The sequence below is a fragment of the Xanthobacter pollutisoli genome, from assembly GCF_040044995.1.
Taxonomy (GTDB): domain Bacteria; phylum Pseudomonadota; class Alphaproteobacteria; order Rhizobiales; family Xanthobacteraceae; genus Xanthobacter.
On record NZ_JBDZDP010000013.1, the window covers coordinates 1 to 14,456 of the forward strand.

Consider the following 14,456-nt stretch of genomic DNA (forward strand, 5'->3'; position numbering starts at 1 on the left):
CCTCCTCGTCCATCCGCGTCGACATGGCTTCTGGTCTCCGAATCAGTCGGAGGCCTATGAATCATGCCGGATTCGGCAGGGGAATACCTGAGCGAGATTCAATCGCGATTTCGTCCACACTGCCTAGGGCCTCCCGCTTTGTAATTCTTCTTAAATCGAAGAATAACGCGGATGGCCTGAAAGGCAAACGGGCATCCGTGTCGGCGTGAGAAACGACAATTTGCGCAGTGCCCCCGCCAGGAGGCTTGTTCTTCTGCCGTGGAATCAATTGGCGGCGCGAGGGCCACTTTCAAAGAACCCGCGCGGGATCGCGGCCGAAGCCGGCAGCCCGCACGGGCGTCTGACCTGCCTGTCAGGCCAGTGTTTCGATCGCCAGCGCGATGCCCTGGCCGCCGCCGATGCAGAGGGTAACGATGCCACGCTTGAGGCCGTCGCGCCGCATCGAATGGATGAGCCGCGTGGTCAGGATCGCCCCGCTCGCGCCGATGGGATGGCCATGGGCGATGGCCCCGCCTTCAACATTGACGACCTCTTCGGCAAGGCCGAGCTCGCGGGTAACGGCGAGGGCGATCGCCGCGAAGGCCTCGTTGATTTCCACCCGCTCGACCTCCGCGATCGTCCAGCCCGCACGCCCCAGCGCCTGGCGCACGGCTGGTACCGGACCGATGCCGAACATGCCTGGCTCCACCGCGCCGACGCCGAAGGCGACGAGCCGCGCCAGCGGCTCAAGGCCGTTCGCCGCGGCGAAATCGCGTTCGGCGAGGATCATCGCCGCGGCGCCGGTATTGAGACCGGGCGCGTTTCCGGCGGTGATGGTGCCGTCCTTACGGAAGGCCGGCTTCAGCTTGGTGAGGGATTCGATCGTGGTGTCCGGCCGATTGTGCTCGTCGCGAGCGAAGATCTCCGGCCCCTTGCGGCCCTTGATTTCGACACCGACGATCTCGGCATCGAATTTTCCGGCGGCCTGCGCCTGGGAAAAGCGCTGTTGCGAGCGCGCCGCCCAACGGTCCTGATCCTCGCGGGAGACACCACATTTGGTCACGAGGTCTTCGGTGTGCCAACCGGAATGCTCGCCCGAGAAGGCGTCGTTCAAGCCGTCGCGCAGCATGGAATCGTAGATCTGCGCATCGCCCATGCGATAGCCCCAGCGCCCGCCGCTCATGAGGTAGGGCGCGGCGTCCATGTTCTCCATGCCGCCGGCGATCGCCGCATCGGCGAAGCCCAGCCAGATCTCCTGGGCGACCGAGGCAACGGCCTGGGCGCCGGAGCCGCAGACCCGGTTCACAGTCATGGCCGGCACCTCCACCGGTACGCCGCCATGGACGGCCGCCTGGCGGGCGGGGTTCATCTTGTTGCCGGCCTGGACCACATTGCCCATGATGAGGCTCGACAGCTTGGCTGCATCGAGGCCCGAGCGACGGAGCGTCTCGCGCACGACTGTCGCACCCAGCTCGGTCGCGGGGACCGCCTTCAGAGCGCCATTATAAGTGCCGATCGCCGTGCGCACCGGCGCGCAGATGACCACGTCTCGTTTCGTCATGGACTTGGCCTTTCATGGATAACGACAGATCGCATTCGCGCGGGTGCGCGCAGCGCCTTGATGCGCCTCATGCCTTCCTTCGGATCGTCCCGTCCAATCGGGTCGCTTCCGCCACGGTGTTCGAAATCGTGCCGTACTTGCGGACGTTGGTGTGGAGCAAAGCCAGGCGCTGCTCCGTCTCGTCCGTATCGATGATCAGCTCGTAATCCACCGAGATGATCTTCGGCGGCGCGTCCTGCCGAACGGCGTGGAGCGTGACATCCACCCCGCGCAGCTCGAAATTCAGCATCGGGGTCACCCGCTCGATGCCCTTGATCATGCAGGCCGCGATGGCGGCAAGGAACAGTTCCGCCGGGTTGAAAGCATCGGCGCGCCCGCCAATGTCGGTGTCGAGGGTGATCTCGGCCTCTTTGGTGCGGGCGAGGCTGCCGTGTACGTCGATGCGCGACGCGTGAACCTTGTATTCCAGCATGGCGGCGCTCACGCCGCGAGCCAGCGGGCGAGATCGTCCGGCTTCGGCAGGCCGCCGGCGTGCACCACCTTGCCGTCGATGACGATGCCCGGCGTCGAGGCGATGCCGTATCCGGCGATCACCGCATAGTCGGTGACCTTTTCCACCGTGACGTCGAGCCCGAGCTTGGCCGCCTCATCCCGCACCATCTGCGCCGTTGCCTCGCAGCGAGAGCAGCCGGGGCCCAGCACCTTCACGTCTTTCATGGCTTTTGCCTTTCTTGTTTTAAGAAAACAGCGCGTTGAACAGGAAGCCCACGGCGAGGATGCCGATGCCGACCACGCCCACAAACACGGCAATCAGCTTGAGGCTTAGGACTTTGCGCAGGATGATCATTTCCGGCAGCGACAGGGCGATGACCGCCATCATGAAGGCGAGCACGGTGCCCAGCGCTGCCCCCTTCGCCAGCAGGGCCTCGACCACCGGGATGATGCCCGCGGCATTGGAATACATGGGAATGCCCAGCAGCACCGCAGCCGGAACCGACCACCACGCATCCCGCCCCATGATGGAGGCGAGGAGATCTTCCGGCACATAGCCGTGGATGAAGGCGCCCGCTGCGATGCCGGCGATGATCCACATCCAGACCTTGCCGACGATGTCGCGCACCGCGTCGAGGCCGGCCCTGATGCGATCCACCAGCGTCATACCGTTTGGCGGCAGCTCGACCGGACTGGCACGCACGTTGCGCACCCAGTCTTCCAGCCAGCCCTCCAGGTGCAGGCGTCCGATGACCCAGCCGGCGATAATGGCGATGGAGAGGCCGAATGCCAGATAGGTGAGCGCCACCTTCCAGCCGACCAGCGCGAACAGGAGGCCCAGCGCCACCTCGTTGACCATGGGCGCGGCGATGAGGAAGGAGAAGGTGACGCCCAGGGGCACCCCGGCGGAGACGAAGCCGACGAACAGCGGCACCGCCGAGCAGGAGCAGAAGGGCGTGACGATGCCGAGGCCGGCGGCCGCAATGTTGCCGAGCCCCTCGCGTTTTCCAGCGAGCAGGGCGCGGGTGCGCTCGGCGGAGAAGAAGCTGCGCACCACGCCCATGGCGAAGACCACCAGCGTCAGCAGCATCAGCACCTTGGGCGTGTCGTAGATGAAGAACGCGACCGCTTCAGCGAGATGGCTGCCTTGCTCCACCGGCAGGCGGGCCACTAGCCATTGGGAGAACGGCGCGAGCTGGGCATAGACCACGAACCAGAGGGCGATCGCCGCGGCCGTCACCGCCGCCCAGGTCAGTGACGATGCATCCCTCGGTGGCTTGCGCCCGGTCAATGACAGGTCGGCGCTCATGCGGCTCTCCTGTTCGATGAAGCGTCCAGGGTGGTGAGGACAGCATTGATGATGGTTGCCTGCTCGGCCGGCAGTTCGGGATTGCGACGGTAGCGCACCCATTGGGCGTCCCGCCGATCCACCACGACGCCAGCCTGCTTGAGCACCGCCATATGGCGCGACATGCGGGATTGGGTGACGCCGAGGACGCGCACGAGTTCGCAGACGCAATGCTCGTGCCCATCCCACAGGAGGTGGACCGCCGCGAGGCGGGTGGGTTCGGCCAGGGCCGACAGAAGGGTGAGGGCGGACTGCATACGCTTCTTTTACTTTAATGCGCATATGCGTTCAAGCGCATTTTATAATTAGCTTGTCACTGGGAACGCAGGGCTTCTCGAAATCAGGGGGAATTGAACCCTCACCCTCGACCTCGGAGCGGATATCTATGCTGCGGCTCGAAATAGCAATTTGAGATGGTTGCGTGCCCCCGCAACCAAAAAAATCCTTGATTCCAAGGCTTTCGCAAGGGTCGCCGCAAGGCGGCCCTTTTGCGTTTGGAGCCCCAAACGTCCGAAAATGCCGCTGGTCGCGGCTTAGCTCCGAAATGCACACGCGAGCGCATGAGTCTGGCGGCGAAGCGTCGCCATGAGGCACCCCATCGGGATTTGAGGGCCGCTCCTCTCAGGGAAGCGCACCGCCTCAGTTCAGCTTGATTCCGGCCTTGGCGATGATATCGGCCCATTTGACGGATTCCGCCGCGATGAACGCCTTGAACTGCGCGGCAGTTGAACTTTCGGGCTCGACGCCGATTTCGATCAGGCGCTTCTGCACGGCGGAATCCGCAACGGTGGCGACGATTTCACGATTCAGTCGGTCGATCACCGCCTGCGGGGTCCCCTTCGGGGCGGCGATGCCGAACCAGGCATAGGATTCATAATCCGCCAGACCCTGCTCGCCCATCGTGGGGACATCGGGAAGGGCCTTGCTGCGTTCCTTTGTCGTAACGGCGAGCGCGCGCACCTGGCCGGCGGCGAGCTGCGACGCCACGTTGGGGATGAGCTGGAAGCTGACGGGGACCTCGCCGGAAACGAGGTCGATCGCAAGTTGACTGCCCGAGGGATAGGGAACGTGCTGCATTTCGGTACCGGCAACGATATCGAAATAGGCTGCGGCCAAGTGCTGGGATGAGCCGAGGCCAACAGACGAATAGCTGATCTGGCCGGGCTTCGAACGCACGTAAGTGATGAACTCTGAGACCGACTTCACCGGGACCTTGCTGGGATTGACCACGAGAACATTGACCAGCCTGGCCACCAGCGAAATAGGCTCGAAATCGGTCTCTGGGTTGTAGGGCAGTCCACCCAACGTGCGGTTGATGACGAACGGTCCGGGCGCAGCGAACACCAGCGTGTATCCGTCCGGTGCCGCCTTTGCGGCGGCAGCCGTGCCGTTGTTTCCGCCCGCGCCCGGGCGGTTCTCGACGACGATGCGCTGGCCCAGCCGTGGGCCGAGACCGTCCGCCACGATGCGGGCGATCGAGTCGCTCGCGCTTCCTGCGCCGAACGGCATGATGAGCTTGAGCGGTCGGTCGGGGTAAGATTGCGCGACGGCCGACGTTGCGAGAGCCAAGGTGGCGCAGAATGCGGCCAGCAGGCCGCCGACAGTTTGGCGCATCGAACCCCCTAGGTAAATATTGGACGTTTTTTATCGTCCCAATCACCATACGGCGGGGATTGATGGGTCCTGTAATAAGAACCGCTGATAGAGGGGGGCCGCGTCAGTGATTAGCGGCGCTTGCGTCGCGTGGACGGCAACTCGAGACCCCCGTGCAATTGCGTCGAAGCCACGGACAGTTCCTGCGAGATCACGTCCACGAAAAGGCGTGCAGCCTCCGATAGCGGGCGCCGCGGATTGTGGACGCAGACGATCTGGCGCGCGATGCGCGGCGCGACGATGCGGTGGGCGCGCAGGCTGCCGTCTGCGAGCCCTCGGCGCACGGCGATGGCAGGCAGGATTGTTGCCCAGTGAGAGCCCCGCAGCAGTTCTTCAATTGCGGCGATCGCGTCTACCTCGAGCTTGATGGGCAGCTCGATATCCTCACTCTCCGCGAACCTGTCAATGATGAGGCGTAGCCCGTTCCGCTTGGATGGGAGGATGAGCGGCAGCGCGCTCACGTCGCGGAGCGCGACCTGCGCCGGGAGCCGGAGCGGGCCATCACGCGCGGTTACAAGGACAAACTCCTCTTCAAGAATGTCGGTGCTGACAAGGTCGGAGCGACCGCGCGTCTTGTTGACTAGGGTGAAGTCCAGCGTCCCTCCGCGCACGGCTTCCAGGAGAGCGCTTGAATAGCCGTCGCAAACCGATATCTCGACCTCGGGATACCGCGATGTGAAGACGGCGAGCGTGCGTGCCAGCACGCTCATTGTCACGGAGGACACCAGTCCGATCGCGATGCGTCCGCTGACCTCGCCGGAACGGCTGACGACATGCTGCTTGGCGTCGGCGAGGTCGCGCAGTATTGGCGCAAAAAGCTGATAGGCGAGTTGTCCGGCCGGGGTGGGAACCATGCCGTGTGCGCTTCGGTCGAACAGCTTCTGGCCGAACTCTTCCTCCAGCTTGGAGATCTGCATGGAGAGCGCTGGCTGCACCACGTTCATGCGCCGCGCCGCCCGCGTGGTCGAGCCTTCCTCGCACAGGCTGACGAAATAGCTAAGCTGGCGAATGTCCATCCTGATCGCTCCGCTGGGCGTATGAGTCTATCACAACAGCTGATTGAAATAGGGATGACCATCAGCAGTTGCCCCTGATAACGACCCGCGTTCGCTGGACATTCGATTCTGCGATGCCAGGAGAGGAACTGCCGGCCTTCGCCCACGTGACTCGATCAAGCCAGACCGCGCAGATGTCTCAGATTCGGAACGATACGGGCCCCTATTGCGCGCTTTTCTCGGTTTCGAGCCCCTGCTACGCACGAAGGAGGATGACCAATCCCAGCAGCGATGAGAATTCCGGCCCGCATTTAATGCGCTGACGTCGGAACGGGAGGAAAAGTATAATGCCGATCCAAGTTCCCGTTGAGGCCAAGCGAAGCGAAGGGCTTCATCGTTTCCTCAACGCAAAGTCCGTTGCCATCGTCGGGATGTCGTCCAAGCCCAATTCCGCGGGCCATATCGTTCTCAAGAATTTGCGCGAGAATAACTTCGCAGGCGTCATCCATCTTGTCGGCCGGACAGCCGGCGAAATCGACGGTCTCGTGGTCCAGACCAACATTGAGGACCTCCCACTGGGTGTCGACCTTGCGGTCCTCGCCATTCCGGCGGCAAGCGTCGAAGAAACGCTGAAGAGCTGCATCGATCGCCGCATCGGCTCGGCCATCGTCTTCGCCTCCGGTTTCGCTGAGACCGGCGATGCCGGGCGGGAGGCCCAGGAGCGCATCGGTGCGCTTGTCCGCGAGAGCGGCATGGTGGTGGTCGGACCCAATTGTCTCGGCTTCACCAACTACGCGGCCGGGTTCAGCATCACCTTTGTCGGCGTCAACAAGGTTCCGTCTATGGCGGAGGGGACGACCGATGCGGTTGCCATCGTCTCCCAGTCGGGTGGCCTTGCGAACCATCTGCGTCACGGCCTGACATCGCGCGGCGTGGCGGTGTCCTACAACATCTCGACCGGCAATGAGATGGATCTCGGCCTCGGCGACTTCGTGGATCACCTGGTGGACGATGTCTCGACCCGGGTGATCATGATCTACGCCGAGGACATTCGCCGACCGGATGCCTTCCTGCGCGCGGCCGCGCGCGCCCGCGCTGCAGGCAAGCCCCTGGTCATGCTCTTTCCCGGCCGCAGCCCCCATGCACAGGAGGCGGCAAAGTCCCACACCGGCGCCCTCGCCGGAGACTATGCGGTCATGAAGACCAAGGTCGAGCGTGCCGGTGTCCATCTGGTCGATACATTGGACGAGTTCCTCGACGTCGCGGAGGTCTTGGCACGTTATCCCGCTCCCTCGCGGGGAGGGCTGGGCATACTGACCTTTTCCGGCGCGTTCTGCGGGATCGCGCATGATTTCTGCGCGGATCTCGGGGTCGAGATTCCGCAGATTTCCCCGGCGACAGAGGCTCACCTCAAGGCTCTGCTGCCAAGCTTCATTTCACCGAAGAACCCCATAGATCTGGGAACCGAGGCCGTGTGGCGGCCGGAGCTCGTGGGCGCCGGCGTCGCCGCCCTGCTCGATGAGCCTGCCATTGGCGGCGTAGCGATCTCCATTCCCATCGTCTCCCCCAACCATGCCAAATCCTACATCGAGCAGGTGGTCGCGGCGTCAGCCGGCCGAACCAAGCCGCTCGCCATGGCGATGCTGGGCGATCAGCTTCCGCTGCCGCCGGAATTCCTCGAGATCGCTCGCGCCAACAAGATCATCGTCTCCCGCTCCTCGGACCGGATCCTGAAGGCGCTGGCGCGCATCGTGCGGCAGCCTGATGCAAGGCAGGAAGCCGAGCCCGGTGCGGGCGCCCCAGCCGCCCCGCAACTGCCGAAGGGCACGCTGCCGGAGTGGCAGGGCAAGGAAGTCCTTCGCGCCGAGGGCATCGCCGTGCCGCAAGGCCGCCTGGTGACGACAATTGAAGAGGCCGAGGCCGTCGCATCTGAGATCGGCTATCCCGTGGTGATCAAGGCGCAGGCCGCCGCGCTCGCCCACAAGACGGAAGCTGGCGGCGTGATGCTGAACCTCGCGGACGCCGTCGCCCTGCGCAGCGCCTGGCAGGTGTTGGAGGCCAACGTGGCACGGGTGCCCGGCCTCGTTCTGGACGGCGTCCTCGTCGAGAAGATGTCGCCCAAGGGCCTGGAACTTGTGGTCGGCGGCCGACGCGACCCCCGCTGGGGCCCGGTCGTGCTCATAGGCCTTGGAGGCATCATGGTGGAGGCCCTCGAGGATGTGCGGCTCGTCGCGCCGGATGCCACAAAGGCCGAGTTCGTGGCCGAGTTCGCCAAGCTCAAGGCGGCGAAGATGCTGTACGGCTTCCGCAACTCCCCGCCCGTCGATGTCGAAGCCGCGGCCGAGGTGGCGGTCGCCATTGGCCGCCTGGTCCTCAGGGCGCCATCGATCTCCGACGTCGAGATCAATCCCCTCATGGTTTACGAGCGCGGGCATGGTGCTGTCGCCCTCGACGCGCTCATCGTCAACACCGGGAATTAAGGGAGGGCGCAATGCCTGGACTCGTCACATACGAGGTCGACGAAAACGTCGCGCTCATCGGCCTGAACAGGCCCGAAAAGCGCAATGCCATTAACGATGCCCTTCTTCTCGAGCTGCGCGACGTCCTGGCGGAAGCGGGCGACAGGGTCGAGGCGGCCGTCCTCTTCGGCCACGGTCAGAATTTCTCGGCCGGTCTCGATCTCGGTGAACTTGCCGACCGCCTGACGCCAGAGGGCCAGGCTCCGCGGAAGCGGCGGCCGCGGCATCTGTGGCATTCGACCTTCGACCTCCTGGCTCGCGGCAATTTCCCCGTGGTGTGCGCGCTTCACGGGGCGACCATCGGCGGGGGGCTTGAGCTTGCGTCTGCGGCTCACATCCGTGTCGCCGACGAAACGACCTTCTTCGGCCTTCCCGAAGGCCAGCGCGGCATCTTCGTGGGCGGCGGCGGATCGGTACGCACGCAGCGGATCATCGGCTATCCGATGATGGCCGACATGATGCTGACAGGCCGCATCCTGGGCGTGGAGGAGGCCCGGCGGTGCGGGCTCGCGCAATATGTCACTCCGCCCGGCGGGGCGGTGGAGAAGGCGAAAGAGCTGGCGCGGATCATCGCCGGGAACGTTCCGCAGACCAACTGGATGATCACCAATGTGCTGCCGCGCATGAACGACCTGTCCCATGACGATGGGCTGTTCATGGAATACCTCAACACGTCGATGACCCGGCCTCCGGAGGCGCGAAAGCGGCTGAAGGATTTCCTGGAGAAGAAGGCGCCTGCACTGGCGCGTCCTGAGTAAAAACAAAAAATCGAGGGAGGGATCCATGACCCACGTGTTTGGACGCCGGGAAATTCTGGGAGCGGGCCTCGGTGCCGCCTCCCTGCTCGCCTCGGGACAGCTGCGGGCCCAGTCGGCGCCGTCGGCACGCTGGGCCTATCTGGTGCCAGGGTTCACGGTCCTCGTCGCCCGTTATCTCGAGCAGAAAAAGCTGGCCGAGGCCGCAGGGGCGAAAATGAGCGCCCCCACCGAATACACAACGGTCTCGACTTATTATAACGACTTTGCTGCGGGCAACTATGACGTGTGTATCGGAAGCTGGGACGTCTTCGCCCAGCGCTATGAAGCTGGCGTTCCCATTCGACTGCTTTGCACCATCACGTCCGCGGATATGATCTCTATCCTAACCGGGGAGGCCGCGATCAAAAGCGTGCCGGACCTGAAGGGCAAAACACTCGCGGCGCCGCAGGCCACCGGGACGTTCCGGATGGTTTCGAGCTTGATCAAGGAGCGCTACGGGCTGGAACTCGGCCGGGACATCAACGTCCAAGGCGTCGACAATCCGGCCACCTCCATGACGCTGATCCTGGCGGACCGCGCCGATGGTGGCCTGTCCTGGGAGCCGAATGTGAGCGCGGCCCTTGCCCGGCGTTCGAACCTAAACCTCATCTTCAACGCCGGCAGCGCCTATCGCGAGATCAGCGACGGGTCGGAACTGCCGTATTTCGGCATTGCGGTGCGCGCCGACTTCGCCGAGCGCTACCCGCAAGAGGTCGCGCGTATCCGTACGACCTTCGAACGTTGCATAAATGGGATCATCGGCGATCCAGGCGAAGCCGTCGGCATCGTTTCGGACAAAACTGGCTTCCCCGCGCCGGTGCTCCTCGACGCGCTCAAATCCAGGCGTCTCAGCTTCCGCTTTGGGTCCATGACCGCGCCGGAGGAACGCGCCGCTGTGGTAAAGGCGGGCGAGTTCCTGAAGCGCAACGGACTGTTGAAGAAGTCCATCGATCCGGCCTTCTTTATTGCGGCCTGAATTGAGCCATCCGCCTGAATGAGCAGAGCTCTTTCAGGCGGATCCGGTCGATGAGCTTTTAGGATCGTCAGGCGCGGCCGGCTTCCGGCCGAGGGTGCGCCCGCGACCGTTTTCCACCGCTGGCGGCGCGCGGTCCGGTCGCGCCGGACTCCTTCTGGTGGCGCGCATCGGCGACCGCGATTCCATCGGCCGCCAGAGCGTCCTCGACGTGGTCGAGAAAGACCCGCGTACGGCGGGGCACATGACGCCCCGCAAAATAGGTGGCGCTGGCCTGAAGCGCCGGAATGTCGTGATCGATATCGAGCTTGACCAGCCGCCCGCTGGCCACGTCGCCGCGGCACATGACATTGGGCAGGACTCCTGCGCCGATGCCGCTGATCACAAGCTCGCGGGCCACGCCGATATTGTTCACGGTCACCGTTCCGCTCTCCTCCGCTCCCGATCGCGTCCTTTGCTGCCAGATGCCCTCTGCGATCTGCTGCTCGGTGAGGACGCCCTTCATTTCGTCGAGGCGCCGTGGGGGCTTCGCGTGCCGCTCAAGATATTTGGGGCTCGCGTAAATGCCCCGCGTCAGAGCAGTCAGCTTTCGCGACGGCACGTTGGGGTTGATCAACGTGCCGAGCTGGATCGCAATATCGTAAGTCTCTTCCGACACATCGACCCATCGGCCGTTGACGTGGATCTCCAGGTCGATCATCGCGTATGTCTCGGCGAAAGATGCGATGGCGCTGCTGATCCAGGCGGTCCCGAAATCGATGGGCATGCTGACGCGCAGCTTCCCCGTCAGGCTTGTGCGGCGCTGCGTCGTCTGCAAGCCCGCACTTTCCAGCTCGGCGGTGATGCGCGAGCAGTGATCGTGGAGACGTCGCCCCTCCTCGGTGACGATAATCCTGCGGTTGGCCCGCTTCAGCAGCGCGGCGCCGACCTGATCCTCCAGATGCTTGATCTTTCGACTGACCGTCGACTTTGGCTGCCCGAGCAGGCGCGCGGCCTTGGTGATGTTCTCTTGGTTCACCACTTCAAAGAAGACCACGAGCGCATTCAGATCGAAGTTCACGCTGTCCTCCCTAGCTCGTTCCTGAACCCCTAGCATCGTTCCAGCGATGGAACAACGCGCGTTCCAATTCCGCGCTTTGGGAAAGGCGGGGGGGTGCTATGGTTCCCTCAACGAAGGCAAGGGCTGCCCTGCGGCCAAGATAGCTTCGACCCGCTTACGAGATCAAAAAGGTCCGGCGGGCAAAGTGGGAAGGAAAAGCGTTCCAATGAGCAACAAGGTTGCTGCAGCGGGCCAGCCGACAGTTCAGCCGATCCAGGTCGTCCGCAAACCCCCAAAGTGGAGCGAGGGGCAGAGCGACGCGGTTGCGACTTTCGTGGTCGTTTGCATCATCATTGGGGCGATGCAGATCGGAAGCGCATATGTGCCCGACTACATTATGCCTTCGCCACTCAGCATTCTCCAGGCCCTCCAGGAAGACCTCCTCGGCGACCGCATGCACGTGCTCGTCACGCTGGCGCGGCTGTTCGCGGCCTTGGCGTTCTCCCTCGTCGCAGGGGTCATCATCGGCGCCATCATGGGGATGGTCCCGCTTGTCCGCCCCTTCCTGCGCGCCATTCTCGTCATCGACACGGGGATTCCGGCCCTGTCGTGGATGTTGATCGCGGTATTTTGGTTCAAGGACACCGAAACCAGGATATTCTTCATCCTCACCGTGATTCTTCTGCCATTTTACGCGATGAATGTTTATGAGGGCATTCGCGCGATGCCGAAAGATCTCGTCGACATGGTTGAGAGCTTTCGGCCGAGCCGATGGCAGACGCTCCGCTATCTCATCATTCCGCAGGTCGTTCCCTACATCTTCATCACCACCAAGTCGGTGGTGGGCTATGCCATCCGCATGGCGGTTTTTGCGGAGCTCGTCGCCTCCGCCATCGGTATCGGCTCTCGCATGAGCCTTGCGCAATCGAGCTTCCGCATCGACCAGGTCTTCGCCTGGACCTTCCTGCTGGTGATCCTCAACCTTGCCCTGCAATGGGAGGTGGGAGCGGTCGAGAAGCTGTTCCTCAAGTGGCGTCCTGAAGTGGCGGTGCGGTGATGAGCGACATCGATCCGGTCATCGAGATTCAGAATCTCCACAAAAGCTTCGCCGGTTTCGTCGCCGTTGACGACTTCAGCCTCAGCGTCAGCAAGGGTGAAATCGTCGCGTTGCTCGGCCGCACCGGCGCCGGCAAGAGCACGGTCCTGAACCTCGTCATGGGGACCATCGCTCCGGACCGGGGATCGATCCGGGTGGCGGGTCTCGATCCCTTCGCCCAGTTCCGCCAGTTGAAAGGGCGCATCGCGGTCAGCTTTCAGACCGACCGCCTGCTGCCGTGGCGCACGGCCATCGAAAATGCCGAGCTGGGCCTCCTGATCCTGGGGCTCCCGAAAGCGGAGGCGAGGGCCCGGGCCAGGCAATGGCTCGCCCGCGTGAACCTCAGGGGCGCCGAGGACAAATATGTGCACGAGCTCTCGGGCGGGATGCGTCAGCGCGTCTCCCTGGCCCGAGCGCTCGCCGTCGATCCGGACATCGTGTTTCTGGATGAATCCTTCAGCCAGCTCGACCACGCCACGGCAAAGAAGCTGCGGACGGACTTCCATTCCATTGCCAAGGAATTCCAGAAGACCTGCCTTTTCGTGACGCATCGCATCGAGGATGCAATCGAGATTGCGGACCGCGCCATCGTGCTCAGTCCGGGGGCGCACATCGCCCTGACGGAACGGATCACGCCGGCGCTGCGGGAAGATCCTGACGCCGTGCGCGAATGCCATTCCCGCGTTGCGCGCGTGATGGGCAGCGACGAGGACGGCGAGGAAGAGACCGTGTCCAACAGAACGCTCCACGCCGACTGATCCAACCCCCGAGCTCGGAACGCACGGCTTCGGTCACACCGCGGCCTCTGCTTCAACGTCATTTTTCGGAGTTGCCGGAATGGCACGTACTGACGTGGTGATCGCGGGCTTTTCAGAGACGAAAGTCGCCTACCAGAGTGGACGTTCGGCCTATGGTCTGGCTGGTCTCGCGCTTAGTGATCTGCTCGAACGCACGGGAATCGAGAAGAAGGAAATAGACGGACTGTCCGTGACCCTTGCCCTGAGCGAGGGATCCAATCCCTTCTTCGCCGTCTATATGGCCGATGCCCTCGGTCTCGAACCCACCTGGCTCAATGCGGGCGGCATCGGCGGTTGTTCGGCAACGGGCGGCGTCGCCCGTGCCATTTCCGCGATCCGCGACGGGATGTGCCGTGTCGCGGTCGTGATGTCGGCCGATGCACCGAGCACCGCATGGCGGTCCAACTACGGCGCCTACCGCCCGGAGTTTCAAGATCCCCAGGGCGTTCAGGGCCCGCCCGCCACGTTCGGGCTCCTGATGAGCCGATACGATCATCAGTATGGTCTCGATCCGCGCGCGCTCGGCAAGATTGCGATCACCCAGCGCGAGCATGCGCTGCACAACCCCAATGCGCTGGAGAAGTTCAGAAAACCCCTGACCATGGACGATTACCTTGCGTCGCGACCCATCGCGGATCCCCTGCGCATCCTCGACTGTGTGATGTTCTGCGACGGCGCCAACGCCTTTCTTGTGATGAGCGAGGAGGAGGCACGCGCCCGCGGGCTGGAAAAAATGGTGCGGCCCACGGCCTATGCGGAAGTGACGAACTACAGGGGTTCGGACGCCGCACCGGACATTACTGAGAGCGGTTTTTATCAGGTCGCGCCAAAGGTATTCGGCAAGTCTGGGCTCTCTCCGGCGGACATCGACATGTTTCAACCGTATGACGACTTCACGGTCGCCGTGCTGATGCAGTTCGAGGCCTTCGGATTCTGCCGAACGGGGCAGGGCTCAGCCTATGTGAACGATACGGATCTCTCCTATCGCGGCTCACTGCCCCTCAATACCGGTGGCGGACAAATCTCCGCCGGCCAGCCTGGTCTTGCAAGCGGCGGACTGAATCTTGCGGAAGCGGTACGGCAACTGTTCGGAGAAGGCGGCGAGCGCCAGGTCGCGCGGGCTCGCAACGCATTGGTCACGGGCATTGGCGTCATCCCCTACGGACGCAACTGGGGTTGCAGCGCCGCCATGATTCTGGAGGCCTGA

The 14,456-nt window shown here is 63.6% G+C and carries 14 protein-coding genes; 6 read left to right on the top strand and 8 right to left on the bottom strand.

Translation table 11 applies throughout. From position 1 onward, the window contains the following. Window positions 1–352: 352 nt before the first annotated feature. The 7 genes from ABLE93_RS19820 to ABLE93_RS19850 all read right to left on the bottom strand — a co-directional run bounded on the left by ABLE93_RS19820 (window position 353) and on the right by ABLE93_RS19850 (window position 6,049). Complete coding sequence (locus tag ABLE93_RS19820; RefSeq protein WP_149577639.1) at window positions 353–1,540, bottom strand: thiolase family protein; 1,188 nt, start codon at window positions 1,538–1,540, stop codon at window positions 353–355. 67 nt (window positions 1,541–1,607) lie between these two features. After that, the gene (locus ABLE93_RS19825; RefSeq protein WP_432445298.1) at window positions 1,608–2,024 is read right to left on the bottom strand and encodes an OsmC family protein; all 417 of its coding nucleotides are present in this window, start codon (window positions 2,022–2,024) and stop codon (window positions 1,608–1,610) included. Further along, on the bottom strand, window positions 2,021–2,257 hold the full coding sequence (locus tag ABLE93_RS19830) for a thioredoxin family protein (protein ID WP_149577637.1): 237 nt from the start codon (window positions 2,255–2,257) through the stop codon (window positions 2,021–2,023). The genes ABLE93_RS19825 and ABLE93_RS19830 overlap by 4 nt, the downstream gene beginning before the upstream one ends. 19 nt (window positions 2,258–2,276) lie before the next feature. Further along, on the bottom strand, window positions 2,277–3,341 hold the full coding sequence (locus ABLE93_RS19835; RefSeq protein ID WP_149577636.1) for a permease: 1,065 nt from the start codon (window positions 3,339–3,341) through the stop codon (window positions 2,277–2,279). After that, entirely contained in the window at window positions 3,338–3,637 is a 300-nt protein-coding gene (locus tag ABLE93_RS19840) for an ArsR/SmtB family transcription factor (protein ID WP_149577635.1), read from the bottom strand. The genes ABLE93_RS19835 and ABLE93_RS19840 overlap by 4 nt, the downstream gene beginning before the upstream one ends. A 382-nt stretch (window positions 3,638–4,019) precedes the next feature. After that, a complete protein-coding gene (locus tag ABLE93_RS19845; RefSeq protein ID WP_348841566.1) occupies window positions 4,020–4,994 on the bottom strand; it encodes a Bug family tripartite tricarboxylate transporter substrate binding protein in 975 nt (324 codons plus the stop codon). A gap of 110 nt (window positions 4,995–5,104) precedes the next feature. Next, window positions 5,105–6,049, bottom strand: a complete 945-nt coding sequence (locus ABLE93_RS19850; RefSeq protein WP_348841567.1) for a LysR family transcriptional regulator — start codon at window positions 6,047–6,049, stop codon at window positions 5,105–5,107. A gap of 326 nt (window positions 6,050–6,375) precedes the next feature. Here ABLE93_RS19850 and ABLE93_RS19855 point away from each other — a divergent pair, with 326 nt between their 5' ends. The 3 genes from ABLE93_RS19855 to ABLE93_RS19865 are packed head-to-tail and all read left to right on the top strand — an operon-like array spanning window position 6,376 to window position 10,320. Then, window positions 6,376–8,508: an acetate--CoA ligase family protein gene (locus ABLE93_RS19855; RefSeq protein WP_348841568.1), complete on the top strand. Its 2,133-nt coding sequence runs from the start codon at window positions 6,376–6,378 to the stop codon at window positions 8,506–8,508. Between the two features lie 11 nt (window positions 8,509–8,519). After that, the gene (locus tag ABLE93_RS19860; RefSeq protein WP_348841569.1) at window positions 8,520–9,305 is read left to right on the top strand and encodes a crotonase/enoyl-CoA hydratase family protein; all 786 of its coding nucleotides are present in this window, start codon (window positions 8,520–8,522) and stop codon (window positions 9,303–9,305) included. A gap of 25 nt (window positions 9,306–9,330) precedes the next feature. Next, on the top strand, window positions 9,331–10,320 hold the full coding sequence (locus ABLE93_RS19865; RefSeq protein ID WP_348841570.1) for an ABC transporter substrate-binding protein: 990 nt from the start codon (window positions 9,331–9,333) through the stop codon (window positions 10,318–10,320). A gap of 67 nt (window positions 10,321–10,387) precedes the next feature. Here ABLE93_RS19865 and ABLE93_RS19870 read toward each other — a convergent pair whose 3' ends face one another. Beyond that, the gene (locus ABLE93_RS19870; RefSeq protein ID WP_348841571.1) at window positions 10,388–11,377 is read right to left on the bottom strand and encodes a LysR family transcriptional regulator; all 990 of its coding nucleotides are present in this window, start codon (window positions 11,375–11,377) and stop codon (window positions 10,388–10,390) included. Between the two features lie 205 nt (window positions 11,378–11,582). Here ABLE93_RS19870 and ABLE93_RS19875 point away from each other — a divergent pair, with 205 nt between their 5' ends. The 3 genes from ABLE93_RS19875 to ABLE93_RS19885 all read left to right on the top strand — a co-directional run bounded on the left by ABLE93_RS19875 (window position 11,583) and on the right by ABLE93_RS19885 (window position 14,456). Then, a complete protein-coding gene (locus ABLE93_RS19875) occupies window positions 11,583–12,413 on the top strand; it encodes an ABC transporter permease (RefSeq protein WP_348841572.1) in 831 nt (276 codons plus the stop codon). Beyond that, window positions 12,413–13,210: an ABC transporter ATP-binding protein gene (locus ABLE93_RS19880; protein ID WP_348841573.1), complete on the top strand. Its 798-nt coding sequence runs from the start codon at window positions 12,413–12,415 to the stop codon at window positions 13,208–13,210. Before ABLE93_RS19875 ends, ABLE93_RS19880 begins: the two co-directional genes overlap by 1 nt. Before the next feature lie 79 nt (window positions 13,211–13,289). Further along, a complete protein-coding gene (locus tag ABLE93_RS19885; protein WP_348841574.1) occupies window positions 13,290–14,456 on the top strand; it encodes a thiolase family protein in 1,167 nt (388 codons plus the stop codon).

Coding starts and splice junctions, on each gene's coding strand:
- ABLE93_RS19830 (WP_149577637.1), bottom strand. CDS start 2,257: ATGAAAGACGTGAAGGTGCTGGGCCCCGGCTGCTCTCGCTGCGAGGCA.
- ABLE93_RS19885 (WP_348841574.1), top strand. CDS start 13,290: ATGGCACGTACTGACGTGGTGATCGCGGGCTTTTCAGAGACGAAAGTC.
- ABLE93_RS19875 (WP_348841572.1), top strand. CDS start 11,583: ATGAGCAACAAGGTTGCTGCAGCGGGCCAGCCGACAGTTCAGCCGATC.
- ABLE93_RS19865 (WP_348841570.1), top strand. CDS start 9,331: ATGACCCACGTGTTTGGACGCCGGGAAATTCTGGGAGCGGGCCTCGGT.
- ABLE93_RS19835 (WP_149577636.1), bottom strand. CDS start 3,341: ATGAGCGCCGACCTGTCATTGACCGGGCGCAAGCCACCGAGGGATGCA.
- ABLE93_RS19850 (WP_348841567.1), bottom strand. CDS start 6,049: ATGGACATTCGCCAGCTTAGCTATTTCGTCAGCCTGTGCGAGGAAGGC.
- ABLE93_RS19855 (WP_348841568.1), top strand. CDS start 6,376: ATGCCGATCCAAGTTCCCGTTGAGGCCAAGCGAAGCGAAGGGCTTCAT.
- ABLE93_RS19840 (WP_149577635.1), bottom strand. CDS start 3,637: ATGCAGTCCGCCCTCACCCTTCTGTCGGCCCTGGCCGAACCCACCCGC.
- ABLE93_RS19880 (WP_348841573.1), top strand. CDS start 12,413: ATGAGCGACATCGATCCGGTCATCGAGATTCAGAATCTCCACAAAAGC.
- ABLE93_RS19820 (WP_149577639.1), bottom strand. CDS start 1,540: ATGACGAAACGAGACGTGGTCATCTGCGCGCCGGTGCGCACGGCGATC.
- ABLE93_RS19845 (WP_348841566.1), bottom strand. CDS start 4,994: ATGCGCCAAACTGTCGGCGGCCTGCTGGCCGCATTCTGCGCCACCTTG.
- ABLE93_RS19860 (WP_348841569.1), top strand. CDS start 8,520: ATGCCTGGACTCGTCACATACGAGGTCGACGAAAACGTCGCGCTCATC.